Origin of the sequence: Pseudaminobacter soli (ex Li et al. 2025), from assembly GCF_003012705.1 — a bacterium.
Classification (GTDB): Bacteria; Pseudomonadota; Alphaproteobacteria; order Rhizobiales; family Rhizobiaceae; genus Pseudaminobacter; species Pseudaminobacter soli.
Genome location: NZ_PXYL01000017.1, coordinates 72700 through 96094, shown reverse-complemented (window position 1 = coordinate 96094; position 23395 = coordinate 72700). Strand labels below are relative to the sequence as shown.

Here is a 23395-nt window from a genome sequence, read left to right as displayed (position 1 = left end):
GCTGGCTGCGGCAACTGCATTCATACGGCTTATTGCGCGGCAGCTTTCGCCCCGAGGCGGAGATTGCCGTGCTGCGGTCCTATCTGCGCCAGCGGGAACGGCTCGTCGAATACGCAGCAGCCCATATTCAGCACATGCAGAAGGCGCTCATGGAGATGAACCTTCAACTCCATCATGTCGTCTCCGACATTACTGGCGCGACCGGCATGCGGATCATCCGGGCGATCGTCGCCGGGGAGCGAGATCCGGAAGTGTTGGCCTCATACCGGGACGTGCGCTGTCGGTCCTCCTTAGAGACGATCCGGGCGGCACTGATTGGGAATGGCCGCGACGAACATATCTTCGCGTTGGCTCAAACGTTGGACCTCTACGATGCCTATCAGGCCAAGATCGCCGAATGCGACGGCAAGCTGGAAGCGTCGGTCAAAGCGCTGACCACCCGTACCACGAACCCGGCACCATTGCCGAAACCGCACTTCCGCCTCCGAGCTCACCAGATGCAGGGGCTGCCTGGATCGGCCGCCCCTGCAGACGACTGCTGGTTTTCCGTTTTTACAATTGGTTCACGCAGCGTTGTCCCGAGAAGCGACGGTGGGGCTGCGCCGCCGGTCGCCCAATCCAGCAATTCCACCGTGTGCAAGACGGGAACACGGGAATAGCGCTGGATCTGCGTCATGCAGCCGATGTTTCCGGTCGCGACAATGTCGGGATCGGTGCTGGCGATATGCCCGGCCTTCCTGGTCCCGAGTTGGGCCGCGGTGTGAGGCTGCAGCAGATTGTAGGTTCCTGCCGAACCACAGCAGAAATGCTTTTCCGGCACGTCGAGCACATCGAAGCCGGCCGCGCGCAACAAGGCCCGCGGCTGGCGCGTTACCTTCTGGCCATGCTGCATCGAGCAGGGATCATGATAGGCGACGCGATATGCCGGCTTCTTGTCCGCGACCTCGAAGCCGAGTTCGGCCACCACTTCGCTGACATCCCTTGCCAGCGACGCGATTGTGGCCGCAGCCCTGCCGAGTTCCGTGTCGCGCGCCAGCAGATGCCCGTAGTCCTTGACCGTGGTACCGCACCCCGACGCATTGATGACGATGGCGTCTAGGCCATAAACCTTTTTTTCCCGCAGCCACGCCTCGACGTTTTGCCGGGCCAAGGCGCGCGCGGCATCCTCCTTACCCATGTGGAGCGGAAGCGAGCCGCAGCATCCTGCGCCGGCCACGACGACGACGTCGCATCCGAGCCGCTGCAGGAGCCGGATGGTCGCGGCGTTGATGTTGCCGTTGAGCGCTTGTTGCGCGCAGCCGGCAAGCAGGGCGACCCGCTTCCTTGCCGGCCTCGTGCCGGCGAATACGGCGGGGTCGAGGAACTGACCTATCGCATGGCTCGGCAGCATGTCGACGAGCGGCGCGAGACGGGCCGGCATCAGCCCGCGAAAGGGTTTTGCGGCTTGGCCGAGCGCAAGAGCGACGGAAAACATTCGCGGTCTCGTGAGCACCGTGGCTAGGCTTCGGCGCAAAAGCCGATCGAAGAATGGACGGCGATGATGCCGCTCAACATGGACGCGAGCCCGGTCGATCAAATGGGCATAGTCCACCTTGGCCGCGCAGGTCGACATGCAGGAAAGACAGGAAAGGCAGCTGTCGAGATGGCGTACCGTTTCGGGCTTCGGCGCACCGCCTTGTTCGAGCATCTCGCGGATGAGGTCGATGCGGCCGCGCGGGGATTCGTTCTCGTCGCGCGTCAGCACATAGGTCGGGCAGGTGTTGGTGCAGAAGCCGTAATGCACGCAAGTCTCGAGAATACCGTTTGCCTCCTCGATTTCGGGATCGCGAAGCTGCTCGGGCGTGAAGGAAGTCCGCATGTCGTCCCTGCTTGTCCGTGGCGCGGCCTGTGCCAGCCTTTCAGGAATCATTACCCCGGCTAGAGGGAGCGATCTCGGCCCAGCGTGCATCGCGGCTTGTTCGAGCCTGCAAAACCGCCCTTCCGGTTCAGCGGGCTGCCTGCTTCAGATAGGTGCCGTCGCCATAGAGCAGCGGATCGTGGTCGGGCCGCGACATCACTTCGACGACACGTCCCAGGACCACGTCGTGCGTGCCGGCGGACAGACTGCAGGCAAACTCGCAAAAAATGTTCGATTGGGCATCTTCGAGGAAGGGCACCCCGTCGCGCCCCTCTCGCCACCGGCCGGACCGGAAACGGCTGTCGCGATGCCTGGAACTTGTGAAGCTCCACATCAGGTCGTGATGGTCCTGATGCATCGCGTTGATGCAGAAGCGACGCGAGGCCAGGACGGCCGAATGGAGCGTGGTGTCGCGATTGACGCAGATGAGGCAGGTCGGCGGCTGGAGCGAGACGGAGGTCACCGCGGTCGCCGCCATGCCGCGCCATTCGCCGTCGGCCGTGCAGCTCGTGACCAGCGACACGATGCCGGTGAACTTTCGCATCGCGGTTCGGAAACGATCCTCCATCGAAGTCGGCAAAGCTGCGGCGTCATCGGGAGAAACCGTCTGCAAGGCGATCGGGATCATGGTCACTCCTCCTGCGCTGTCCCGGAGCGGCCTGACGCAATGGTCAGGCGCGAGGAAAGCGTCGGCCACCTGGGCGAAAGGGTCAATCGAGGGCGCTGCGCCTGACGCAAGGCATGGCGAAATCGCCGACATGCGCCTCAAAGCTGGCTGGCACAGCCGCGCCCCTCGCGCTGCAATGCCTGACGGAAGAGCTGGCGGTCGCTTTCCGAGCGCTGCCTTTCGAAGCTGATGGCGATTGCCAGCTTCTCATCGCGGTTGCGGTGCAGCAGCGGCGTTGCAAAGCAGCTGAGCTGCAGATCGAGCTCACCTTCCTCGACATGGATGCCGTCGTGGCGCGCTGCTTCGAGCGCGGCCGAAAGCTCCGCCCATCGCGTCTTCGTACGCGGCGTGAAGGCTGGAAACGGGTCAGCCGGCAAAAGCGTGGGCCGCAGGACGTTTGGCACGGAGGCCAACAATGCGCGGCCGGCCGCCGATGCCCACAGCGGATAGGTCGGCCCGACCTCGACATCGATCATCGCGCGCCGGCCACCGGCGAGCCGGGCCAGCGTGACCGCCTCGTTGCCGATGAGCTGGACGAGATAGACGGTTTCGCCGCAGGTGTCCGCGACACGCGCCATCGGCGGGGCGGCCACTTGGATCAGCCGGTCGACCCAGGCGGTGGCGAGGCGAAGCGAGCGGGTGCCTAATGTGTAGTCACGATTCGGTAACCGGCTCGCATAGCCGTGTGCGACCAGCGTTGCCAGGAGGCGGGAGGCCGTAGCCGGATCGACCCCGAGCTGGGCGGCCGCCTCGCGCACGCGGATTCCGGCAGGAGCCCGTCGCTGCATAATATCTAGCAGCTCGAGGGCCCGGCCCACCGAACGTATCTCTGCGCGATCATGTGGCTCGCGCCCCATCCCGCTTCTCCCACACCCGTTCCGGCCGTCCCCTTTTGTCTGGCCGTGCGCCCGTTTTTCACGCTGCGGCTTTGTCGGCGAAGCTCGGTATTACTTCTTCGCCGAACAGCCGGATAGTCTCCAGCATCCGCTTCTGCTCGGTAATCCCCCCATACATTATGAAGATCATGTATTCGACGTCCAGTTCCTCCTTCAGGCGCTGGATCTGTTCTCCGACAGCATCCGGCGTTCCCACCAGCTGGAAGCCGCTCTCGACCATCTGCTCGAACGTCTTCGGGACCGGGCCTTCCTGGCCTTTCATGCGCAAAGCCTCGAAGAACCCGAATTCGCCCAGCCAGTGCGTCCAGAAGGCGGACCCCTGGCGTGCCGTCTCCATGGCTTCCTCATGCGTCCGGCCGACCGCAAGGTTGCGGCAGAGCACGACGCCGCCACCTGTCGAATATTCACCGAAGCGCAGCTCGCGGCCATGCTTGGCGGCCTCGTCCATATAGCTCTGGAAGACCCAGCGCACGATGTCCAGATTTGCTGCGAGCGTGACGACCGAACTGCCGATCCGGGCGGACCAGTTGAGCGTCTCCGGGCTCTGCGTCAGGGTGGTGAAGAGCGGCGGGTGCGGCCACTGCCTGGGCTTGGGCACGGTCGCCACCTGATGGAGCGCCCCGTTGCGCACGCCGGCCTCAAGGCGCGCGGAGATCGGATGGTTCCACTGCAGGCCGCGCGGAGGCACGTTGATGAATTCGCCCTCGAAGTCCCAGAGGTCTTCCGTCCAGGAACGCCGCATCACCTCGAACCACTCCTCGACGATCCTGCGGTTGGTGGCCTCGATCTCGGCACGGCCGGTGCCGGCGGCATTGGCGTGATAGTGCTGGCCCATCACGCCTACCGAACGCGGCTGGTATCCACGGCTGAGACCGATATCGAGCCGGCCGCCGGTGAGATGGTCGGCCATGGCGATGTCCTCGGCCAGCCTGAGCGGGTTCCAATTCGGCAGGACCAGCCCCATCTGACCCTGCCGCAGCCGCTTCGTATGCTGGGCGAGGTAGACGTTGAGCATCAGAGGATTGGGCGTGACGTGGTAGCCCTCGATTTCGAAGTGGTGCTCGGCGAACATCATCGAGGTCCAGCCGGTTTCGTCGGCGCAGATCGCCTGCTCGCGCAACTCGTCGATGGTGTTTGCATAGCGGCTGCTGTCGAGGCCCCAAAGGCCCTTGCCTAATTCGGCTTCCGACGCGACCGCAACGGGATAGAACATTCCAAACTTCACGGCGACACCTCCCTGGCGGACCGGTTCGCGCGCCCGTCGGCCGCCTCGTAGGTCCATGCCGCCCGAGTAGCGGGCGGGTTGCCGTGAGGGTCAATGTGGATGATTGCGCCTGCCGCAACGTGTGCCGAAAAATACGGCTGCGCCTGCTTTTGGGCGGCGCGATCAGTGCTCAGGCCTCGGAAGCATGGAGGCCCGATGATCCCGGGGGGAAACGCAGTAGCTCCGTTTGAAGGCCTTGCTGAAGTGGGAGATGTCGCGAAAGCCGCAATCGAACGCGATCTCGGAAATGCTCTGTCGCGCCAGCGTCGCGTTTTCGAGAGCACGCCGGCAGGTTTCCAGCCGCTCGGCGAGAACCCATGCGCCAAATGTGGTGCCCATCTGCTGGAACCGCAGATGGATGGTTCGCACCGACACCCTGAGGTGGAAGGCTGCCATGCGCGGCGACAGGTCGGGCTGGCGGAGATTTTTGCGGCAGAAGGCCAGCACCGTCTCCGCCGGCACTCCCGCGATCTCCCGGCCAAGCTCGCCGGGTGCGGTGGCCAGCGCCAGCAGATTGCAGATATTCTCGACGAGCAGGTCTGCCTCGCTCGAACTGTTCATGGGATGATCGCTCAAGCAGGCCAGATGCTCGGAGGCGAGCCGGCCAAAGACCTCTCCGACCCCGATCCTGGCCAGCGGCGCGCGTCGGAACCATGGGGCTCTCTCTTCGAGCGGGCGCCGTGGGATCAGCGCGAGCGTCCTGCTGACCGGTGTCGGAAAGTCGACGCGGAATGACCGCTCGACATCGATGACGCCGATGTCCCCGGCCTCGAGGCTGATGGACGCATCGCCCTGTATAATCTGGCTGCGGCCTGCCTTTTGCCAGCTAACGAGATAGCCGCTTTCGCCGGACCGGGCAACATGGCTGCGATTTCGCACGATCTGGTGAGGTTTTGAGACAAAGCAGGCGAGTTTGGCGCTGCCGAGTATGCGGCCGGAGATCTGCGCTTCGAAATTCTCCGCGCCTTGCGGCTCCGCATCGACGTTCAGGATCGCCTGGCACACGGCGTCGCGCCAATAGGAAAAGCGGTGGCGGCTTTCCACGTCGGATGTCGACCAAATGCTCGTCACGGCCTCGAGCCTCCCTCCCTGAAGATCGGCATGCAGCCTAACGCAAAGCAGGGCCCTCCTCCAGCACATGGCCGCGACGAAAATGCCCGCAGCGCAACGGATGCCGAAAAGATGCGCGCAGGACCAAGCAGGCTTGCGCGCCAAGACAAGACGTCTTGTTCGCAACGACCTAGCCTCCGGTGATCGCGAGGCAAGACCAAGGACGGAGCAAGGAAGATGGACAGCGGACAGCCAAATCTGGAAGCATTCCTGGCGGAGGCGGACAAGGCGCTCGGCTCCGGCGGCGTCAACCGGAGCGAGGAGACGCTTCGGCGTTATGGCGAGAACACGCTTCCCGGCGGGGACAGGCTGCCGGCCGCGGTCGTCTATCCCGGTTCCACCGCGGATGTGCAGGCGATCGTGCGTGCGGCGAACGTCCATCGCGTACCGCTTTATCCGATCAGCACCGGCAACAATATCGGGCTTGGAAGCCGCTCATCCAACGCGACGGGGCAAGTCGTCGTCGACCTGGGCCGCAGGATGAACCGTATCCTGGAAATCGACGAGACGCTCGCCTATGCCGTGGTGGAGCCCGGCGTCAGCTATCAGGCGATGTATGACGAACTCGTGCGGCGCGGCAACCGGCTCATGCTCGACGTTACCTCGGGGCCGCCGCAGGGCGGCATGCTGGGCAATGCCCTGGACAAGGGTGCCGGCTACACGCCCTATTTCGATCATTTCGGGTTTGCCTGCGGCATGGAGGTCGTGCTCCCCACCGGCGAGATCCTGCGCACCGGCGACGGGGCGCTCGACAGCACCGACATCTCCAACTGGCACACGTCCAAATATTCGTTCGGGCCCATCCTCGACGGCCTCTTTGCACAATCGAACTACGGCATCGTCACCCGCATGGGCATCTGGCTGCTCCCGAGGCCGCCGGCGATCCGCTCCTTCCACTTCGCCTATGACAACGACGACGACCTTGAGGAGATCATCGATCTTTGCCGTCCGCTGAAACTGTCCAACTTCGTGCCGACGCTATTTCGCGTCACCAACGACCTTTATCTGTGCGGCTCCGAGGGCGAGAGCGCCGAATATAGGACATCTGCCGGCAGGCGGTCGATCTCCGACGAAGGCCGCAGGGCCCTGCGCGAAAAGCATGGCGTCGGCGCCTGGACCGTTTCGGGCGCGTTCTACGGCGCCAGTGACGCGGCGATCGAGCCGATGATCCAGCGCGTGCGCAGCCATTTCGGGCAATCCGGCAAGGCCCGCTATATTTCGCACGAGGAGGCGACCGAGATCGCGCCCCTGCAGGTGGCGATCAACGCGTTTTCAGGCGTGCCCAGCCTCGGCGAGCTCGGGCTCCTGAAATGGCGCCCCGGCGGCGGCAACAGCTGGTTCCTGCCCGGGACCCCGATGGTCGGCAAGGTGGCCAACGATTTCCAGCGTCTTTGCCGCGGCATCTATGAAGAACATGGGCTCGACTATACCGTCATGAATGTCTGCGCCGCCCGCTTCTGCCGGGGGCTGCACGTTCTGTCCTTCAATCGCGAGGACGAGGAGGAACGGGAGCGCGCCGGATCATGCTATCGCAAGATGGCGGAGGAAGTGGCGCGACGAGGCGTCTTCGTCGGGCGCTCGCCGGTCGACTTCCAGGAATTCCATATGTCCCAGACTATTCCTTCGTTCAGGGGCGCTTGCGCTTCGATCAAGCAGGCGCTCGATCCGAACGGTATTCTCGCGCCAGGGCGTTATGGCATCCATGCGGGATAGCGCAACGGGACTATTGTTGGGCCGTCAGGCGGTGGCATCGGGGACTCAGTCAATCGTGCTTGGCGATACTGATTGCGCAGTGTGACGCGGCCGCTTGATGCGGCAGTGAAGTAACCCCGCGCGCCCACGACCTAAGCGTACCCGCAGATGCGCTCGATCGCGTTTGGCTGTCCCGGAAGGGGCTCTACCAACCAGTCTCGGCAGCCAGATCACCTCGATGTTGCGATGGGTCTCGGCTTCCAGCCTGCGGCTCGATCGCACGGGGCCGAGATAGCAATAAACACAAAGCTTCAGCAGATCGGACGGATCATAACCTGGCCGCCTGGTCTCTTTCGCCGCCACCCGCACGAAACCGCCGGCAGCAAGATTGTGGATCGGCGCCGATAACTTCCCCCTCAGCCGATCAGCATCAAGCGCTTGACTTCGCTCGCAAATTCATACGTTCGGCGGGGTCATTGTCGGGCGCCGACCTTCACCCCACCGCGTTCACGCATTGTATAGCTAATTCTACAAGTTCGCGTTCCTTGGGGCGGGTCAACCTTCGGCGCCGATTCACATTCCTACCCGAAATGGCCCCTCTCGCGGCGCGGAAGTCCAAAAACGAGCTCATGGACGCTCCGCTCAACGGGAGCGGATGTGGTATCCTAGCGGGCAACGACGTGTTATATAGAATATTGATATTTAGGTAGATTGGAGCCTATTCATGGCGTTGAGCATCAAGGATCCCGAGACTGAGCGTCTTGCCCGCAACCTTGCGGAACGTACAGGCGAAAGCCTGACGGTGGCCACGCGTCGTGCGCTCGAGGAGCGGCTGCGGCGGTTTGGCGCCGACGCGCGTAAGGCCGCGCTGCTGGAAGATTTGGCCGCAAGCCGCCGGCGCTGGAGCGGCATGGCTGTGATCGACCACCGTAGCGCCGACGACATTGTCGGCTACGACGACAACGGGTTGCCCGCCTGATGGTTATCGACACATCCGCAATCGTCGCGATCGCCCAGAACGAGCCTGAAGCGCCAACCTTCGAGCAGAGGATCGCGGACGACCCGGTCAGGTTTATCTCGGCCGCCACGCTGCTCGAAGCGGCAATGGTGCTGGAAACGCGCTTTGGCGAGCCTGGCGGGGCCGAACTCGATCTATGGCTTGCGAAAGCCAACGTGGAAATCGTTGCCGTTGAGGCTGAGCACGCTGATCAGGCGCGGCGCGCCTGGCGCCGCTACGGCAAGGGCCGGCATCCGGCCGGCCTGAACTATGGCGACTGCTTCTCCTATGCCCTTGCCAAGCTGACCGATGAGCCTCTGCTGTTCAAGGGCAACGATTTTGCCCAGACCGACATTCGGCCGGCAGTGCCTGCCAATGCGCAGTGAAGAGCCCGATATCCTGGCTGAGAGCGGCGGAGAAGACGCCCTTCCCGACCTCATCGACGTCGTTTTGAGCATCACTCGCAGTTCGCCGCCATGCGTCACCGACCCGGACCACCTCATAGGGGCAGGCCAACATGGGACGCCATCTGCGAAACCACGTCTCATATGTTGGCGACGACTGCGTTGTTCTGGATGGTGACGATGGGCGCGATCTCAGTTCGATCGGGCTGTCTTTTGGTGGCGATGCCGCTTCTATCGCGAACAAGAGGCAAGCCGACATGCTGAGCGAGATCCAACTCGGTCGTGAAGACGTTTCCTCGATCCTTTAAACGCGTCAGAACGAAGGTGTCTTCGGCGATCTGCCTCCGAATTTTCCCTTTGTTGTCGTAAGAATGGCCCATCTTAGTGATTGAGAACCCAGCGAGGGTCACAGACGGCACGCCCGTGAAAAGTGCGTAGCACAGGGCGGCAACTCCGTTCGTCACATGGCCGACGTCCCCAACATCAGAGGGAAGTCCGCCAGTCACGACGTCGACGATCGCCTCGCGCTCAGCTTTAGTGGCGCGCATTAGGCTCTCATAACGCACGCGCGGCTTAGCCAGAAGGCTCAGATACATCACCCAAAGAGGCTGCGTATGGAGCCAGAGGAGGCCTCTCGTCCTTACATGAGGATGCTCTTCCCACGACTTCTTCCGCTTGCGGAACGTCAAGTCGGCGGGCGGGAGACCTAGTGCGTTGGCTGTCTTGCCTGAGTTGTTGACGTCGACGCGTGCACAATGTCCAACCAGGTCAAATGGAATCGTGGGGGACGGCGCGGAGCCGAGGATCAACCACGGCTTATCCAGAATGCCAAGCCGCGAGAGCCAGCGACGGTGCCTTCCTCGCAAGGCTTCAAGTGCGTCAGGTTCAATCGCCATCGCAAATTCCATAGCTAAAGTAGTTGGCGCTAAATTAATTGAAGCTAGCGTATTTACTGCCTGTCATTCTTCTCTGACAAACGGTTATTTGATTGTTTGTTAAAACACTCGTAACACATCAAAAAGCTGCTCGAAAAGCCGGCGGCCGGCAAATAGAGCTTCATACTCGGTCAGATATTCTGCGGCCGGTGTACGCAATAGATAGGACTTTCATTCTTCTAAAGCGCGCGACATTCACCAAGTCTCAATGTTGGCCTCGTTGAGCTTGTCGGCTAACCACCATCCGAGAACTTCACAAGCTTTGGGAGCGCCGCTTTTCAAGCGCTGCCTCGGCGCCGCAATTTTTTCATAACTCGTCTCACCATCCCACGCCTCACGGCGGGACGCGTTTCCGCTGACACGGCGCCAGATCCTGCGCGAGAACACCAAGCTGAAAAAGCTGTGCGGGGTGCGGCCGTGAAGGTGCGGTTGTGGCTGGCCGCGTTGTGGTTCGGTGTGCTGCCAATGGGGCTGGTCGCATGACGATCGAAGTAGGCGCTTGCCCTGGCGATCTTCGCGGCACTCTCCGGTGTGTTCTGGAAGAGATGCACTCAGCCAGTCGACCCGACGAAGCGCGAAAACAACAAGGCGGTCAGCAAGCCAAATACCAAAGACGTCCGCACTGCCGCCCCTGCCGCATTGCCATTTCGTCCAGGAAGGATTGACGACGCGGTGGGTGGGCATGGAGGAGGCGACTCCTCACCCCCCTCTCCGGAATGAACGGCTCAGTCAGGCTGCGTTCATGTCGCCAGGCTATGTTGCCCTACCCTGTTTTGGGGCTCCACGGAGAGGATTATGAACTTCTACAAAACTCTGACAGCCGCTGCCCTCGTGCTGACCGCCGCACTCGCTGGTTGTTCTCAAACTGAACAGAGAGCTGGAACGGGAGCGCTCATCGGGGGAGCCGGCGGTGCCCTCATCGGCCAGGCTATTGGTCGTGACACGAAGAGCACAGTAATCGGCGCTGGTGCCGGTGCGCTGCTTGGTGCCGTTGTTGCCGGCTCAGGCAGCCAGCAACCTCGCGGTCAAGAAATGTGCCGTTACCAGGACCGTTACGGACGCGTCTACACTGCGCCTTGCGACGACCGCTACTACGGCGGCGGCTACTGATCGCCGGTGCCCGGCAAGGTTTGAACTTTGCCGGGCATGGTCATCGGCCCACCGCCTCCGGGAGATGACGGGTGACGATAACGCCACTACGCGCGCAATACGCTTTTTAACGGTCACCTCGAATGTCATCTCGGACCGATCGCAACTCGTTTCGGACCTTGTCCAGTTCGGTGTCCTTGATAAGTTCGTCGAACTGAGAACGAACTTGGGCTGCCATACGACGAAGATTGCCAATGGTCTTGCCCAGCTTGGCAAGAGTGCGCTGGAGATCCCGAGGACCAATCACCACCAATGCAACCGCTGCAATGACAATGAGTTTCGCACCATCGATTCCGAACACGGCCTTACATCCTTCTCACGTCGGGGACAAAAAAGCCGATCGATATCGGAACCGCAACCGCTCGTCTCTCCAACGCAAACGGCCACCAAGGCCAGCCGAGCGGACTAAGCATTGGGGCACGTGTCCCGCCGGCCGCTCTGATCAGAGCGCCCGCCACCTCTGATGCGGAACAGAAGGTGACGGGCGCTTTGGGATCTAGCGTTCGCAGACCGAAGGACGCTGGAGCCATAGGCAAGTCATAAGCCAAACACACCGGCGCGCTGATGTTCCTCGGCCAGAAAAGAAAGCCCGTCGTCTGCGAACGGCGGCCACTGAGGGATGACACATTTGGGGATCAAATCTGCCCAACCACAACGGGCTTGACACACTGTCGTTCCGGCCTATTCCGGTCTTCTAGCGAGCTTTCGGCGCTGACGCCCCAGTTCTGAAAAGCCGCCGCTTCGCGACTGGTTACCGCTTTCGGCTGCTGTCCTTTTGGATGAATTGCTGGTCGCGAGTGGAGGTATGATGCTTCGTTTCCTCGAAAGGCGACTGGCGGCATTAGGATTGACCAGGTGAAGACCAGTAACGAGTATGGCGCCCTCATGTCGCCAGCACCTTGCTCCTCATGAATGCGCACTTATGGATACCGAGGTGGGGAGGCTCAGTTCGACGAATATGCCTGAACGAGGCGGATGATCCACGATTTCTCGAATGTGGAAGTGGGGCCGGCCCTACTTGCGACCATCACGGACATTGGGGACAGCACACATCATGCTCGAAAAGAAGAATGAACTGAACGAAGTGTAGCCTTAGGAGGGGCTTGGGGGATGAACAATCGTACGTGTGCCGCAATCTCCGCGGCGGTCCTGGTGTACGCTATAGCTTGGTCAACACACGCCGATGCCAGAAACTCTGGCCGTAGCGTCTATGGTTTCAGGACGGGCTATTGCAAGACTGCAAGTTGCTTCGGCAAGCATCGGAGCGGCCGTAATGTCTATCTGCTGACAAAGAGGAAGAGCCACCACTCTCGGCGACGCTAATCACTGTTCTGTCGAGAGGATTCGAGATGACCGACATAAGTGATCGCTTCGTCATTGTTTGGCTCGCCGCCGATGAACGCCAAGCGCTCCGTCGGCTTGCATCTGTGTGCAGAGTCGACCTGGAAGAAGCCGCAGCAGCCGTTATGCGGGAATGTCTTATCGCGACTGGCTATCTGGAACCCGAGCATGGGCTCGATGCGGATACGGAGACGGCCGGGAGCGCGTAACGCGGTTGCTTGGGTCAAGTCGATAGAATTGGATGCCGGAGCACCTCAGATTGACGGCCGGAACCAGACGACGCTCTTCGCAACTCTTTGGCATCACGCCGATCATCATGCCGTCGCGGCGCTGCTTGCCCGTCAGCGCCATTGATGCTTACCTGCGGTTGTTATCGCCGTTGGGAGGGGAGCGTTATGAACAATGTTGTCGAGGCTGTGGATGAAGACGAACCAGCAGAACTTTCGTTCAACGAGAAGAAGGGGCAAGGAAGCTCCATCGCCACGGATATGATCCCGTTCGGTCGACTTTCCGCTGCACTGATTTATGCCGTCGAGACAATGCATGACAGCCATCGGCCCCGCTGCTTGATCACGACGCGCTCAGGAAGCATCTACCGCTGGAGCCAGATCACAGCGCTGTACGAGCACGCCAAGATCGCAACGTAACTGCGTCATAGACCGCTTGCTTCCAAACCGACCCTTGCGCCGCTCTTTCGCGCTTGCGCTACCTAATCGGTGGCCTGGTGGTCTGGTCGGCATGTCTGCCCTAGCGATCTGTCGATCACCATCGTCGTTATGGCGGTCGTCGTCCTGGCCGCAGCGACGCCGCTGGCCGGCGCCAACAATCCGCCGCCCGGCTGCCGCATAGATCCGCTACGGTTTGTAGTCAGTAATCGCATGACACTTCAACAGACTCCGCCGCCTCGTTCCCATTGCTGCGAAGTGGTTAAACGGATCGGATTTGAACCGATGACGGCGCGGGTGAGCCGCGTCCGCCGACCTAGCTGCGCTACACTGTTGAAAACAATAAAGCCGCCGCCCGGTTGGACCCTAAGCGGCTTCGTGAAAACCGGAGTTTCGGACAAATGGATGGCAACGCGCTGATGTCTCTTCGGAAGAAGTTTGGCCTCACACAGAACGCAATGGCGGCGAAGATGGGGCTCAGCCGCCGCGCCTATTTCAATAGTGAGGTCAGTGGCGAAGAGAAAATAAATGCTCGCCATCAGCTACTTGCTGAACGAGTGGCGCTTTCCGAGGCTGTTTCGCAAGGCGATCCGAGTTTGGCTACCCCCAATGTTCGGCAGGAAGCTGAGGCCCTGGCAAAAATGCTGGATGATCCGAAGCGAACCTGAACTAGCCTCGTGGCAGGCGGGGTCGTTTGCTCACGCTGAGCGACGCGCCTTCCTCCTGATTGCAGGAACCCTCACTTCCGGAAAATCTGCACGGCGGTTTCAGCGCGCGCTGTCGGCTGCTGTCGCCCGCCGGCGCCCCCGGCCACCACGACCGCCCGAAAGGCAACGCCCAAAAAAGTTGCGTTGTGCGGCACACCCCTTACGTAGTCTCCAACCTAGGAAGGATCCGGATAGCCCCGACCACCGAATTATCGTCAAGAACGCAAAGAACGCGACCGCGCAAAGGCCAGTAAGAAAGCCGAGAAACTCACCGCCAAAGCAGCGACAAGAGAGCGACAATCGGCCGGCACCAAAAGCGAGACGGAGCCTACGGCACTATCGGACGATTAGTTGGTTGATCGCTAAACTTTCTCTTCAGAAAAGATGCCGGCCTCACGGGCCGCCGCTACAAAGGCGCGTCGGGCGCCGATTACTGGTTTGTTCCCCAGATTGACGTCCGAGTACGCATTGAGAGCCGCTCGGTGCTTGTCACTTTGCTTGCTGGGCCATTGTGCTAATCATCGCGCGAGGTAGCCAGCCTGTGAACTTACTCGGTGCGTGAGCGATACCTGCTGTGCGAGAATTTCCTCAGCGAGCAGAGCTTGCAGCCGTCGGAGGTTTCGGTCAGGCGATAGTATCGCATCCCGCTTCAGGCTCGATCCTCGCGCGAGTGCGTCAGCGCCGCCTCCTGCAAAGGTGCCACCCATGTCTCCAACGACGTGCCCCAAGGGATCATTGACAGGGCAATGGGCAGCCCGGCGTTTTTGTCCACATTTCCGCCGTGGAGCGTGCTGGAATGCGGCCCCTCGTAGAAGGTCAACAACTCACCTTCGACGTCGTTACGGATCAGCGCAAAGGCAAGAGTTCGGCCGAAAACCTGCAGTCCGCATGAATGCTGCTTCCGGTCTTGGACCGCGCGTTTGCTGGCCGTCGGGCCATCGGCAGAAGGTCGGGAAGTTCCCGGCCTTTTTTCGTCCCAAGGATGACCATGATGAATGGGACCAATAACAGTATTCGCTCGCAACGGGCCAAACGGGATAGGACCGAGACAACGACCAAGATTGCTCGTGATCTAGTCGACGCGGAGATTCAAACGAGAACCGAAGACACAACGCCTTCGGCTGGCTCGCTTGGCCAGGGAGGCTGCAGAGCCCGCACAGATCAACAAGGCGGCGAGCAAGAAGCGCCCTAGCTGATGGTCAACGCGTGACGCTCGGACAGGCGCTCGCAAGTCCAGCACGGGGTGAGTTCTGCTCTCCCTATCAGCTATTTCCTAATCGCAAACTATCCTTGCCTGAAACGCAAAAAGGAGATCGGGTGATTGCGGCTCGCGTGGCGCTCCCGCTGCGGGGGTGACAGGATTTCAATCCCGGGCAGGCTCCTCAAGCTTAACTGGTCAAGGAGTCTCTGCCCATGGAGACCGAGCCAAACGCTATCGGCGCGGAGCAGACGGTATGCGGGCTTCATCAGAACGTGAGCCGAGTGATCGGCCACCGCTGACGGCAAAGGACTGTTTGCAAATCCGGACAATGGGCTCGGATCGAGACTTTTACCACGTCGCTCTGGGACGACCGCTCATGGCGCGGCGGCTCTGGCCTTGTCGAACAGAAAGTACAGCCTAGCTCTCTGACAACAACTAGCAGGCATTTGGGAGAGTTTTCAAACTTCTGGCTTGTTTCAGAGGAGCCGATCATGAAGAGGCGTACGTTCCTGACCGGCGGCGCAACCGCCGCCGCTACTGCTCTGTCCGCAAATATTGCCCATCCGCAATCACCGCCAGCCGCTGGCCAGCCCTTGTCGCCAGCTGATGCCGCTTCGGCTGCGGCTCGGCTGCGTGCTCAGTTCGCCAGCACTTTCGATCCCGCCTATTTTGAGAACGTCATTGTCCCGTATTTTCTCGTGAGCACCTACCACGGTGAAGAGCCGATGCTCCCCATGATCGGGGTGGCCCTCACGAAAGAGAACGCGCTGCCTTACGACCTCTGGGGCCTGTTGAGCGAAACCTGGCAGCCGGCGCCCGAGCACGGCGTGACGGTGTTCCTGCAAGGGCTTGAAAAGCGCGGACCGGACAATCGAAGAAAGCGCATCTACATGTCGGCCGTGACGCCCGATCTCTATCGTGAGAAATACGGCGGGAAAGTTGCGGCATTCTTCGACAAGCTGATGTCGGACGAGAATGCCGGGAAGCCGCTGATGCGGCCCTATCTCGAGGCCTATTGGGATCTATATTGGGACCTGCATCTCGGCGTCTCGCACGACCAGGTGCCGGACCGCATCCGCCAGATCGGAAACGCCTTCAATACCGTGCTTGCCTATCGCGACCCGACGACGCGGATCGTCTACGACAACTACATGGTCGTCCATTCGAACCTGGGCTACCTCAAGACCTGGATCGACGAGAAGATTTCCGACATCAAGGGGGGAAAGATCCAGAATCCGGACAAGACCTTTGCCTGGTACTGGATCAAGAACGCCGGGGACGGAGAGTATTTCGCTCCCAAGGACGTCGTTTTCGAGTGTTTCCATAACTTCGTGGCGTTCAGCCAGTGGGGAAACACGCTCTATAACATCATGCGGAAGCTCGGCACCGGAACCGGCGATCCGGAAGCAAGGTCATGGTTCAAATCAACCATGGAGGGCGATTTCGACAACGCCAACGGCGCTCCGTTCACGCCGCTGGAGCGATTCACGATGGAACTGTTCCGTACCATCTCGCCCAATGGCGGCAGCATTTCCGCGCTCACGGAAACCAGGCCGCCATACTATGAGCGGCATGGCTACATCGTGACCCCGCACACATCAACGAGCAAGGACCCGGTTCACTGGAAGAACCCAACCGACTTCGATCCGTCTCGCTACGAACACCAGCCAACCAGCCAGGACATCGATGAATCCAAGGCGCTTTCCATGGGCTTCGCGAAATGCCCGTTCGACAAGACGGGCTTCGAACTGACGGATGGCCGCAAGGGCACGATGGAAAATAGTGCCTTCGGGACTGTATTTGGTAAGGTCGACGGCAAGCCGCTTCCGGTGTGTGACTATGCGGGCTTTGCGCCCTTTGGTTTCGGTTACCGCCGGTGTCCCGGCGAACAACTGACCATTCTTGCTTTCGCGGATTTTCTGAAGAAGGCATGGAAGGACAAGCTCGAATTCGTCGAGCTTGAGATCAGCAATCCCGAGCCGCTGCCGATTGGCCCGACGACCGTCATCGGTGACAATATGGGCTTCGTGAGGGGTGGTTAGGCTTCCCGATCGGCAGCTTCCGCACCACCGATCGGCGATTTCGTCTTTCCGTCGTGCCTGATGTCGATGAGAGTTTTGTAGCCATCCGTGGCCTGCGTATCGGCGCCAGCAGTGTAGGCTTCGATCTCCCGGGCAAACATGACCAGACGGTCGTGGGAGATCACCTCGTGCGCGACGCAAGATGCCGACTTCAGCTCATAATTGCTGTGGCAGATAGCGAAGTCGATGATGTCTCCATCTACCCGAGGGCATCTGCGTCTGTCTCGCTCAGCTTGGACCGCCGTCTTGGCGAGATCGGCAATCTCGAACACGATCTGGTTCGAAATCCGCGATATGGCCCTCTCGTAAGCTTCGAGAAACCAGATGAGCCGAGAGTGGGCTAGTCACGTAAACCAAGTGCGATGAATTGGGGCATAGACGTAGCAACAAGCGCCATCGTTTCCCGCCTCAGATTATCGCGCACGCCGCGTGGCTCTATTTCCGGTTTCCCACGAGGGACGAGTCACCGAACAAACGTTCGCTTTGGGACGCACTGCGACTGACCGGCAATGGCGCGATCGCGACCTACAGCGCGTTCGCCGACGATATCTGATTTCGGGCAACGGCGAAGCCTATCCCTACGGCCGACATGGGCGCAAAAGGGCCACTGGCAACTAATCTACGCAGACTGACAGTGGGCTAGGAAGATTGCACCGATTGCCCCTCGCGGGCTACGCAGTGCGTAGGTTCCAAGACTCAGCTAAACCAAGCTGGTGTGCATCTGGACCTAGACGAAATTGATGGCAGAGACTGATCTCTATCTTCCACTGAAAGCCTTCATGGAAGGCGCTGGTTATTCCGTCAAAGGCGAGGTCAACGGCTGTGACCTAGTCGGAGTGAAAGACAGCGACCCGCCCGTGCTCATCGTTTGCGAGATGAAGCTGACCTTCAATCTTGAGCTGATCATGCAGGGCGTGAACCGGGCGGCAGTCTGCGACGAAGTTTGGCTTGCGGCGCGATCCTCCAAGACCGGAAAAGGTCGGGAGCACGACGCGCGTTTCCGCAATCTGTGCCGGCGTCTTGGCTTCGGGCTCATAGCCGTTTCAGCGTCTGGAACGGTGGAGGTTATCGTAGCGCCATTTGCAGCAACGCCTCGCAGAGATCCCAAACGGCGCTCTCGGCTCCTTGAGGAGCACCGGCGTCGGGTAGGAGATCCCCAGAAGGGCGGAGGTCGCGGCAAGCCGATCATGACCGCCTACAGGCAGGACTGCGTGCTATGCGCGACGTCGTTGCTGACCGGACCACAAAGCCCCAAACAGCTACAGACACTGGTTCCGAGAGCGCCGACAATCCTGCGAAGCAACGTATATGGATGGTTTGTGCGGGAGAGAAGGGGAATCTACGCGCTAACGGACCTCGGCAGGGCCGCTGTGCTGCCATCTCAGGATTGATTGGCCGCTTGCGAGCCAGATGACGCGCTCAGCGCCATTTCTATTATAACGCCGCTTTTGGGGATCTGCGGCGACGACTACAACAACCAACACGGGCCGCCCGGCATCTTTGGGGCCGGGAGTTGACGGTCTGCTTTTGGCGCTGGCTCGTCAGAAAGCAGCCGTTGCGCTGCCGGAGCCGGCCGTTTCGGGTCGACATGGCCTCGCTGGAATGACTGGATGGACTCTATAAGTAGATCTGTGGAGGTGCGCCTCTCTCCGCCTTCGTCCCAGATTCCATCCAGCCGATCAATGCCGCCACGCTTACTTCTAGTTTTTTGAATCTATCACGTAGTTCCCAAATTTCGTCGGCACGACTTTGCTGACCTTCGGTATAGTAGTGCTGATACGCGTCTTTGAGGTACTCGATCTGCTGGCCGGATTTCTTTTTGATGGGGCGCAATCGGGTTAGCTGGTACGTGGATGACGCAGACATATCACACAACTGGGCGTGCAGCTCGGCATAGACGGACGGTGCCTTTGTGGCAGCATCGATATAGAAAGCGGTCGAGGCCTGGTCTCTCAATTTCCTGTTCGTCTTATGCGGGCTTGGCTTTCCCTCAATCACGCAAATTGCTGATTGCATAGCTGCCTGCTGGGTTGGATATGGATCAGAGTAATAGGGGTCGTCATCACCTTGGGACTCATCAACGCAATATTTCCAGCCCCCATCTGACTGGAAAATAGTCACTCGCAATCCGTCCTGAATCCTGGTTTGATTTCCATTCTCGGATAGGTGCCAGTTGCCTTCACGTGCGCCTTTGGCAAAGCCTCGCGCCATCGAAATAATACTGGCGATTACAACTACACCAGCCAGAAGTAATAAAAGAAATTCCATGGCTCACCTCTCTTGACGAGAGATGACAATCGCTAGAATCCTTTGTCAATCTTGTCGCAGTGAGACACCGTGGCCGCCGAAGTGCTGTGGGAACGCGCCGCTGAACGAGTATTTAAACAGCGCTCGACACGCGCGCGAGGGTGACCGACGCCGACCTGGGCGGGTGATTGGCGTCGGTCGATGCGGCATGTGTGACGGCTAGCCGCAAGCACCGCATGTCATCGCAAGCCGCAATTGGCCAATGAACTTTTGCGACCGAACATTGCGCAAATGACTTGGCCATCGGGCCGCTTATCCTACCCTCATCACCCTCAACATCGCGTGAGGCTGAATAGGCGCGCCCCCTATCAAAGCCGCCAACATCTCCGCGCCGCAATGGCCCGGCGAACGTCTTCTTCCGCCTCATCGAGCAGGTTGGCTGGTGCTCGTAAACGGCTGTGGAGAACCATCAAATGCGAGGAAGTCTGACATCGCCATGGTGAGGGTCAGCCAAGCCGCAGCGCAACGACGCCCGCCACGATGAACATAGCCGCGGCCGCCCGCCACAGCGTCGCTGTCTCGCGCAGGGCGAAGACCGAGATCATCATTGCGAACAGGATGGACGTTTCGCGCAGAGCCGCTACCGAGGCGATCGGGGCGCGCGTCATCGCCCACATGGCGATCCAGTAGGATGCCGCGCCCAGCAGCCCGGTAACGATGCCGGTCTTCCACTCCGGCAGCATGGCGGCGAGCACGCGGCTGCCGCGCAGATAAAGGCAGAGTGCCAGCGTCCAGAGCGCGTCGGTCACGAACAGCCAGACGGCGTAACTCGAGGCGGTTGAAGCCAGCCGCGCCCCACTGCCGTCCGTCAGCGTGTAGCCGGCAACGCATACGGAAGTGATGAGCGCGAATCCTACCGACCGCCGGTCAAACACGCCGACCTTCCTGCCGCCGCGCAGCGACATCAGAAGCGTACCTGCGCTGAGCAGAACGATGCCGGCGATGGCGACCTGCGGCGGGAACTCCTTGATGAGGAGGATACCGCCGATCGTGGTGAGCAGCGGCGCCGCGCCGCGGGCAAGCGGATAGGCCTGGGCCAGATCCCCGGTCTCGTAGGCTCGGATCAGGAACAGCCGGTAGAGGGTGTGGATGGCTGTCGAGAGCACGATCCAGGTCCACACTTCCCTCTGTGGGAAATCGACCACCAGCATCGCGGGAGTGGCCGCGACGCCCATGCCGATCGTCATCAGGGAAATCGACAGGAATCGGTCCAGGCGGATCTTTATCAGCGCGTTCCAGACGGCATGCATGGCGGCAGCGCCCAGGACGGCAAGGAAGACGGAAAGGGTCATGCTTGGTTCACCGCTCCGGAGTCTGGCCGCCGTCAGGCGTCTCGAGGTCGATTTCGATCCACAGTGGATGGTGGTCCGACGCGATCACTGCATTGTCGGCATGCACGGTCCGCACCCGCGATGCCAGCCTGGAGCTGACGAAGCAATGGTCGAGCTGGCGCTTGCGTGTCTCGCCGTCGATCACTTTGACATGGGTGTGGAGGCCGTCGGGCCGACGGCCAGGCGCGGCGGCGGCGTCTACGAAGCCGTCGAGATAGGCCGCCCCGCGATGGTAGGGATTGTCGCCGACGATGCGGCTATATTCGGCGCTGCCCGGCTCCATGTTGAAATCGCCCATCCAGATCGCGTCGAGCGGGCTCTCGGGTTCGGCTTCGCCATGTGTCCAGTCGCGCGACGGCTCATCGTCCACGCCGCTCCACGGTCCGCCCTCGAAGGGGACGCGGCGGTGACGACCGAGCAGAAAGTCGATCTGTTCCAGCCGCTCGTCAGCGCCGATATGGGCGAGGTGCAGCGAGAAGAAGCGGATCGGCCCGCACGGCGTGCGGATCAGGCATTCGAGCGCCGGGTTCTGCGTGTTGAGCGGGGTGACCGTGCGCCGCATCGGCAGCAGGTGCAGCCGCGACCAGGCGATCGGAAGCCGCGACAGGATCATCGTGCCGAACTGCCGCCGCCGGCTGATCATGCGGCCGTTCTCGCGGAAACTCGCGTCCATGTCGTAGGCCGGGCCGTAGACAAAATGGTGGTCGGGCAGAAGGCGCGACAGGATTTCCGGCTGATCGTCGTAGTTGGTTCGGCGCCAGTAGCGCTCGACTTCCTGGAACGCGATGACATCGGCGCCGGCAACTACACGCGCGGCGCGCTCAAGGTCGTAGCGACCGTCAGCTCCGAAGCCGTACTGGATGTTGTAGCTAACAAGCTTCAAAGCAATTTCCTCCCCTACTCGCAGTAGACGCGTCAATCCACCGTTGCAATGAGCGCGGGAGCCCTGTTGATTGGGCCACGTGAGGTACAAAGTACGGGACCTAGGAACGGAGGTTATTCGAGTATATTCGCCCGCGCCCGCGTTCTTTTTCGCTTTCCACTTGACCTCAAAAAGCCAACTAGAGAAGTATCCTGCCATGACTTTCTGCAACGGAGGGACAGATGTCTGACGAACTGAACCACCTCGCCCTGCGGATGGCGAAGGGCGCCTTGTCACGCCGCGATTTTCTGGGGCGCGCGGCTGCGCTTGGCGTATCGGCGATCGCAGCCAATACAGTGGCCGGAAAGGCGCTGGCACAGACACCTGTGCGGGGCGGCATCCTCAAGGCTGGACTGCAGGGCGGCGAATCCAGCAATAGCCTCGACCCCGCGCTCAATCTCAGCCAGGTCACCTTCTCCTTCTGCAAGCAGTGGGGCGAGTTCATTGCCCGCCTGACACCCGAGGGCGGGCTGGAAAACCTGATCGCCGAGGAGATCGGCGCCTCCAAGGACGTCAAGACCTGGACGATCAAGGTGCGCGACGGCGTCGAATTCCACAACGGCAAGACAGTAACCGCCGAAGACGTCGCGGCCACCCTCGAAAGGCACAGCGACGAGAAATCGAAGTCGGGAGCGCTCGGCATCCTCAAAAACATCAAGGGGATCAAGGCCGCTGGCAAGGAGGTAATCGTCACGCTCGCCGACCCCGACGCAGACTTTCCCTACCTGATGGCCGACTATCACCTCGTCATCCAGCCGAACGGCGGCCGGGATGACCCCAATGCCGGCATAAGCGCCGGCCCCTACAAGGTAACCGTCAACCAGCCGGGAGTGCGCCACGGCGGTGAACGCTTCGCCAATTATTGGCGCGGCGACAGGGCCGGTCATGCCGATCAGGTGGAAATTGTCGTCATCAACGACGCTACCGCGCGGCTGGCGGCCCTTCAGGGCGGACAGGTACACTTCATCAACCGCGTCGAGCCGAAGGTGGTGGATCTAGTCAAGCGCGTGCCGGGCGTAACGATCGAGAACGTCTCGGGCAAGGGCTATTACCCGTTCAACATATTCTGCGACACCGCGCCCTTCGACAACAACGACCTTCGCATGGCGCTGAAACTGGCCATGGACCGCGACGAACTGTTGGCGAAGATCCTGCGCGGCTACGGTTCGGTCGGCAACGACTTCCCGATCAACGAAGCCTATCCGCTGTTCTCCGACGACATTGAACAGCGCAAGTTCGACCCGGAAAAGGCGGCTGCGCTCTATAAGAAATCGGGCCATTCCGGCTCGATCCTTCTTCGCACCTCTGACGTCGCCTTCCCCGGCGCGATCGATGCGGCGCAGCTCTATCAGCAGAGCTGCGCCAAGGCCGGCATCAAGATCGAGATCAAGCGCGAACCGGGCGACGGCTACTGGTCGGAAGTTTGGAACAAGAAGCCCTTCTCGCTCTCCTACTGGGGTGGCCGCGCCACGCAGGACCAGATGTACTCCACAGGCTACATCTCGACGGCCGACTGGAACGACACGCGCTACAAGGACCCGAAATTCGATCAGATGCTGTATGCCGCGCGCGGCGAACTGGACCAGGATAAGCGCAAGGCGATCTACCGCGACATGGCGATGCTGATCCGCGACGAAGGCGGGCTGATCGTGCCGTTCTTCAACCAGTTCATCGACGCGGCAGCCACCGACAAGGTCGGCGGCTACATCAAGAGCCCCCAGGGCGAGATGATGGATGGCTACGCGCTGGCCGAATGCTGGCTGAAGGCCTGACCCCGCGACCCATAACGGCTGCCGGACAATCCGGCAGCCCTTTCATCCCCTATCCAA

General features: G+C 60.9%; 21 protein-coding genes and 5 pseudogenes. 12 read left to right on the top strand and 14 right to left on the bottom strand.

The window, feature by feature from the left end; all coding sequences use genetic code 11:
• A pseudogene (locus C7I85_RS31395) lies at positions 1-488 on the top strand (IS110 family transposase); the annotation flags it as partial.
• Positions 489-490: 2 nt separating this feature from the next.
• Here the strand turns inward: C7I85_RS31395 and glcF are convergent.
• From glcF to C7I85_RS24315, 5 genes are all read right to left on the bottom strand, one after another.
• Positions 491-1858, bottom strand: a complete 1368-nt coding sequence (glcF, locus tag C7I85_RS24335) for a glycolate oxidase subunit GlcF (protein ID WP_106726599.1) — start codon at positions 1856-1858, stop codon at positions 491-493.
• A 127-nt stretch (positions 1859-1985) separates the two neighbouring features.
• The gene (locus C7I85_RS24330) at positions 1986-2525 is read right to left on the bottom strand and encodes a flavin reductase family protein (RefSeq protein ID WP_181257347.1); all 540 of its coding nucleotides are present in this window, start codon (positions 2523-2525) and stop codon (positions 1986-1988) included.
• A 137-nt stretch (positions 2526-2662) separates the two neighbouring features.
• The gene (locus C7I85_RS24325; RefSeq protein ID WP_106726597.1) at positions 2663-3421 is read right to left on the bottom strand and encodes an IclR family transcriptional regulator; all 759 of its coding nucleotides are present in this window, start codon (positions 3419-3421) and stop codon (positions 2663-2665) included.
• Positions 3422-3479: 58 nt separating this feature from the next.
• Positions 3480-4685, bottom strand: coding sequence for an LLM class flavin-dependent oxidoreductase (locus tag C7I85_RS24320; RefSeq protein ID WP_181257343.1), 1206 nt, complete (start codon positions 4683-4685; stop codon positions 3480-3482).
• Between the two features lie 162 nt (positions 4686-4847).
• The gene (locus C7I85_RS24315; RefSeq protein ID WP_181257341.1) at positions 4848-5795 is read right to left on the bottom strand and encodes a helix-turn-helix domain-containing protein; all 948 of its coding nucleotides are present in this window, start codon (positions 5793-5795) and stop codon (positions 4848-4850) included.
• A gap of 216 nt (positions 5796-6011) precedes the next feature.
• On the opposite strand from C7I85_RS24315, the gene C7I85_RS24310 reads away from it, so the two are divergent.
• Positions 6012-7547: an FAD-binding oxidoreductase gene (locus C7I85_RS24310; RefSeq protein WP_106726594.1), complete on the top strand. Its 1536-nt coding sequence runs from the start codon at positions 6012-6014 to the stop codon at positions 7545-7547.
• A gap of 201 nt (positions 7548-7748) precedes the next feature.
• On the opposite strand, the pseudogene C7I85_RS24305 reads toward C7I85_RS24310, so the two are convergent.
• Positions 7749-7880, bottom strand: a pseudogene (locus tag C7I85_RS24305) (transposase); the annotation flags it as partial.
• A 370-nt stretch (positions 7881-8250) separates the two neighbouring features.
• Here C7I85_RS24305 and C7I85_RS24300 point away from each other — a divergent pair.
• Together C7I85_RS24300 and C7I85_RS24295 are read left to right on the top strand one after the other, a co-directional pair.
• A complete protein-coding gene (locus C7I85_RS24300) occupies positions 8251-8505 on the top strand; it encodes a type II toxin-antitoxin system VapB family antitoxin (RefSeq protein ID WP_106726593.1) in 255 nt (84 codons plus the stop codon).
• Positions 8505-8909 carry a type II toxin-antitoxin system VapC family toxin gene (locus tag C7I85_RS24295; protein ID WP_106726592.1) on the top strand — a complete coding sequence of 135 codons (405 nt, stop codon included), beginning with the start codon at positions 8505-8507 and terminating at the stop codon, positions 8907-8909. The genes C7I85_RS24300 and C7I85_RS24295 overlap by 1 nt, the downstream gene beginning before the upstream one ends.
• 158 nt (positions 8910-9067) lie before the next feature.
• Here the strand turns inward: C7I85_RS24295 and C7I85_RS24290 are convergent, their stop codons facing one another.
• Both C7I85_RS24290 and C7I85_RS30665 read right to left on the bottom strand, forming a co-directional pair.
• On the bottom strand, positions 9068-9823 hold the full coding sequence (locus tag C7I85_RS24290) for a hypothetical protein (protein WP_342587317.1): 756 nt from the start codon (positions 9821-9823) through the stop codon (positions 9068-9070).
• A 234-nt stretch (positions 9824-10057) separates the two neighbouring features.
• Positions 10058-10546, bottom strand: coding sequence for a hypothetical protein (locus tag C7I85_RS30665; protein ID WP_146148943.1), 489 nt, complete (start codon positions 10544-10546; stop codon positions 10058-10060).
• A 111-nt stretch (positions 10547-10657) separates the two neighbouring features.
• On the opposite strand from C7I85_RS30665, the gene C7I85_RS24285 reads away from it, so the two are divergent.
• Positions 10658-10972 carry a YMGG-like glycine zipper-containing protein gene (locus C7I85_RS24285; protein ID WP_106726591.1) on the top strand — a complete coding sequence of 105 codons (315 nt, stop codon included), beginning with the start codon at positions 10658-10660 and terminating at the stop codon, positions 10970-10972.
• Positions 10973-11078: 106 nt separating this feature from the next.
• On the opposite strand, the gene C7I85_RS24280 is transcribed toward C7I85_RS24285, so the two are convergent.
• A complete protein-coding gene (locus C7I85_RS24280; RefSeq protein ID WP_106726590.1) occupies positions 11079-11312 on the bottom strand; it encodes a Sec-independent protein translocase subunit TatA/TatB in 234 nt (77 codons plus the stop codon).
• 1435 nt (positions 11313-12747) lie between these two features.
• On the opposite strand from C7I85_RS24280, the gene C7I85_RS24270 reads away from it, so the two are divergent.
• Entirely contained in the window at positions 12748-12999 is a 252-nt protein-coding gene (locus tag C7I85_RS24270) for a hypothetical protein (RefSeq protein ID WP_106726588.1), read from the top strand.
• Between the two features lie 419 nt (positions 13000-13418).
• A complete protein-coding gene (locus C7I85_RS24260; RefSeq protein ID WP_106726587.1) occupies positions 13419-13685 on the top strand; it encodes a helix-turn-helix domain-containing protein in 267 nt (88 codons plus the stop codon).
• A 401-nt stretch (positions 13686-14086) separates the two neighbouring features.
• On the opposite strand, the pseudogene C7I85_RS31755 reads toward C7I85_RS24260, so the two are convergent.
• A pseudogene (locus tag C7I85_RS31755) lies at positions 14087-14227 on the bottom strand (DUF982 domain-containing protein); the annotation flags it as partial.
• Between the two features lie 242 nt (positions 14228-14469).
• Here C7I85_RS31755 and C7I85_RS24250 point away from each other — a divergent pair.
• A pseudogene (locus tag C7I85_RS24250) lies at positions 14470-14616 on the top strand (cold-shock protein); the annotation flags it as partial.
• An 800-nt stretch (positions 14617-15416) separates the two neighbouring features.
• On the top strand, positions 15417-16967 hold the full coding sequence (locus C7I85_RS24245; protein WP_106726585.1) for a hypothetical protein: 1551 nt from the start codon (positions 15417-15419) through the stop codon (positions 16965-16967).
• On the opposite strand, the gene C7I85_RS24240 is transcribed toward C7I85_RS24245, so the two are convergent.
• Positions 16964-17278, bottom strand: a complete 315-nt coding sequence (locus tag C7I85_RS24240) for a hypothetical protein (protein ID WP_106726584.1) — start codon at positions 17276-17278, stop codon at positions 16964-16966. The two genes, C7I85_RS24245 and C7I85_RS24240, sit on opposite strands and share 4 nt — an antisense overlap.
• Before the next feature lie 95 nt (positions 17279-17373).
• Here C7I85_RS24240 and C7I85_RS32335 point away from each other — a divergent pair.
• Together C7I85_RS32335 and C7I85_RS24230 are read left to right on the top strand one after the other, a co-directional pair.
• Positions 17374-17457, top strand: a pseudogene (locus C7I85_RS32335) (IS6 family transposase); the annotation flags it as partial.
• A 289-nt stretch (positions 17458-17746) separates the two neighbouring features.
• Complete coding sequence (locus C7I85_RS24230; protein WP_106726583.1) at positions 17747-18397, top strand: DUF2161 domain-containing phosphodiesterase; 651 nt, start codon at positions 17747-17749, stop codon at positions 18395-18397.
• A 226-nt stretch (positions 18398-18623) separates the two neighbouring features.
• Here C7I85_RS24230 and C7I85_RS30660 read toward each other — a convergent pair whose 3' ends face one another.
• The 3 genes from C7I85_RS30660 to C7I85_RS24215 all read right to left on the bottom strand — a co-directional run bounded on the left by C7I85_RS30660 (position 18624) and on the right by C7I85_RS24215 (position 21527).
• Complete coding sequence (locus tag C7I85_RS30660) at positions 18624-19274, bottom strand: hypothetical protein (RefSeq protein WP_146148942.1); 651 nt, start codon at positions 19272-19274, stop codon at positions 18624-18626.
• A 485-nt stretch (positions 19275-19759) separates the two neighbouring features.
• Complete coding sequence (locus C7I85_RS24220) at positions 19760-20605, bottom strand: EamA family transporter (RefSeq protein ID WP_106726581.1); 846 nt, start codon at positions 20603-20605, stop codon at positions 19760-19762.
• Between the two features lie 7 nt (positions 20606-20612).
• On the bottom strand, positions 20613-21527 hold the full coding sequence (locus C7I85_RS24215) for an endonuclease/exonuclease/phosphatase family protein (protein ID WP_106726580.1): 915 nt from the start codon (positions 21525-21527) through the stop codon (positions 20613-20615).
• A gap of 221 nt (positions 21528-21748) precedes the next feature.
• On the opposite strand from C7I85_RS24215, the gene C7I85_RS24210 reads away from it, so the two are divergent.
• Positions 21749-23338, top strand: coding sequence for an ABC transporter substrate-binding protein (locus C7I85_RS24210; protein WP_106726579.1), 1590 nt, complete (start codon positions 21749-21751; stop codon positions 23336-23338).
• Positions 23339-23395 lie beyond the last annotated feature (57 nt).

Excerpts from the sequence above, each read along its gene's own strand:
- glcF (WP_106726599.1), bottom strand. The coding sequence starts at position 1,858 with ATGCGGACTTCCTTCACGCCCGAGCAGCTTCGCGATCCCGAAATCGAG.
- C7I85_RS24330 (WP_181257347.1), bottom strand. The coding sequence starts at position 2,525 with ATGATCCCGATCGCCTTGCAGACGGTTTCTCCCGATGACGCCGCAGCT.
- C7I85_RS24325 (WP_106726597.1), bottom strand. The coding sequence starts at position 3,421 with ATGGGGCGCGAGCCACATGATCGCGCAGAGATACGTTCGGTGGGCCGG.
- C7I85_RS24310 (WP_106726594.1), top strand. The coding sequence starts at position 6,012 with ATGGACAGCGGACAGCCAAATCTGGAAGCATTCCTGGCGGAGGCGGAC.
- C7I85_RS24300 (WP_106726593.1), top strand. The coding sequence starts at position 8,251 with ATGGCGTTGAGCATCAAGGATCCCGAGACTGAGCGTCTTGCCCGCAAC.
- C7I85_RS24295 (WP_106726592.1), top strand. The coding sequence starts at position 8,505 with ATGGTTATCGACACATCCGCAATCGTCGCGATCGCCCAGAACGAGCCT.
- C7I85_RS24290 (WP_342587317.1), bottom strand. The coding sequence starts at position 9,823 with ATGGCGATTGAACCTGACGCACTTGAAGCCTTGCGAGGAAGGCACCGT.
- C7I85_RS30665 (WP_146148943.1), bottom strand. The coding sequence starts at position 10,546 with ATGCCCACCCACCGCGTCGTCAATCCTTCCTGGACGAAATGGCAATGC.
- C7I85_RS24285 (WP_106726591.1), top strand. The coding sequence starts at position 10,658 with ATGAACTTCTACAAAACTCTGACAGCCGCTGCCCTCGTGCTGACCGCC.
- C7I85_RS24270 (WP_106726588.1), top strand. The coding sequence starts at position 12,748 with ATGAACAATGTTGTCGAGGCTGTGGATGAAGACGAACCAGCAGAACTT.
- C7I85_RS24260 (WP_106726587.1), top strand. The coding sequence starts at position 13,419 with ATGGATGGCAACGCGCTGATGTCTCTTCGGAAGAAGTTTGGCCTCACA.
- C7I85_RS24245 (WP_106726585.1), top strand. The coding sequence starts at position 15,417 with ATGAAGAGGCGTACGTTCCTGACCGGCGGCGCAACCGCCGCCGCTACT.
- C7I85_RS24230 (WP_106726583.1), top strand. The coding sequence starts at position 17,747 with ATGGCAGAGACTGATCTCTATCTTCCACTGAAAGCCTTCATGGAAGGC.
- C7I85_RS30660 (WP_146148942.1), bottom strand. The coding sequence starts at position 19,274 with ATGGAATTTCTTTTATTACTTCTGGCTGGTGTAGTTGTAATCGCCAGT.
- C7I85_RS24220 (WP_106726581.1), bottom strand. The coding sequence starts at position 20,605 with ATGACCCTTTCCGTCTTCCTTGCCGTCCTGGGCGCTGCCGCCATGCAT.
- C7I85_RS24210 (WP_106726579.1), top strand. The coding sequence starts at position 21,749 with ATGTCTGACGAACTGAACCACCTCGCCCTGCGGATGGCGAAGGGCGCC.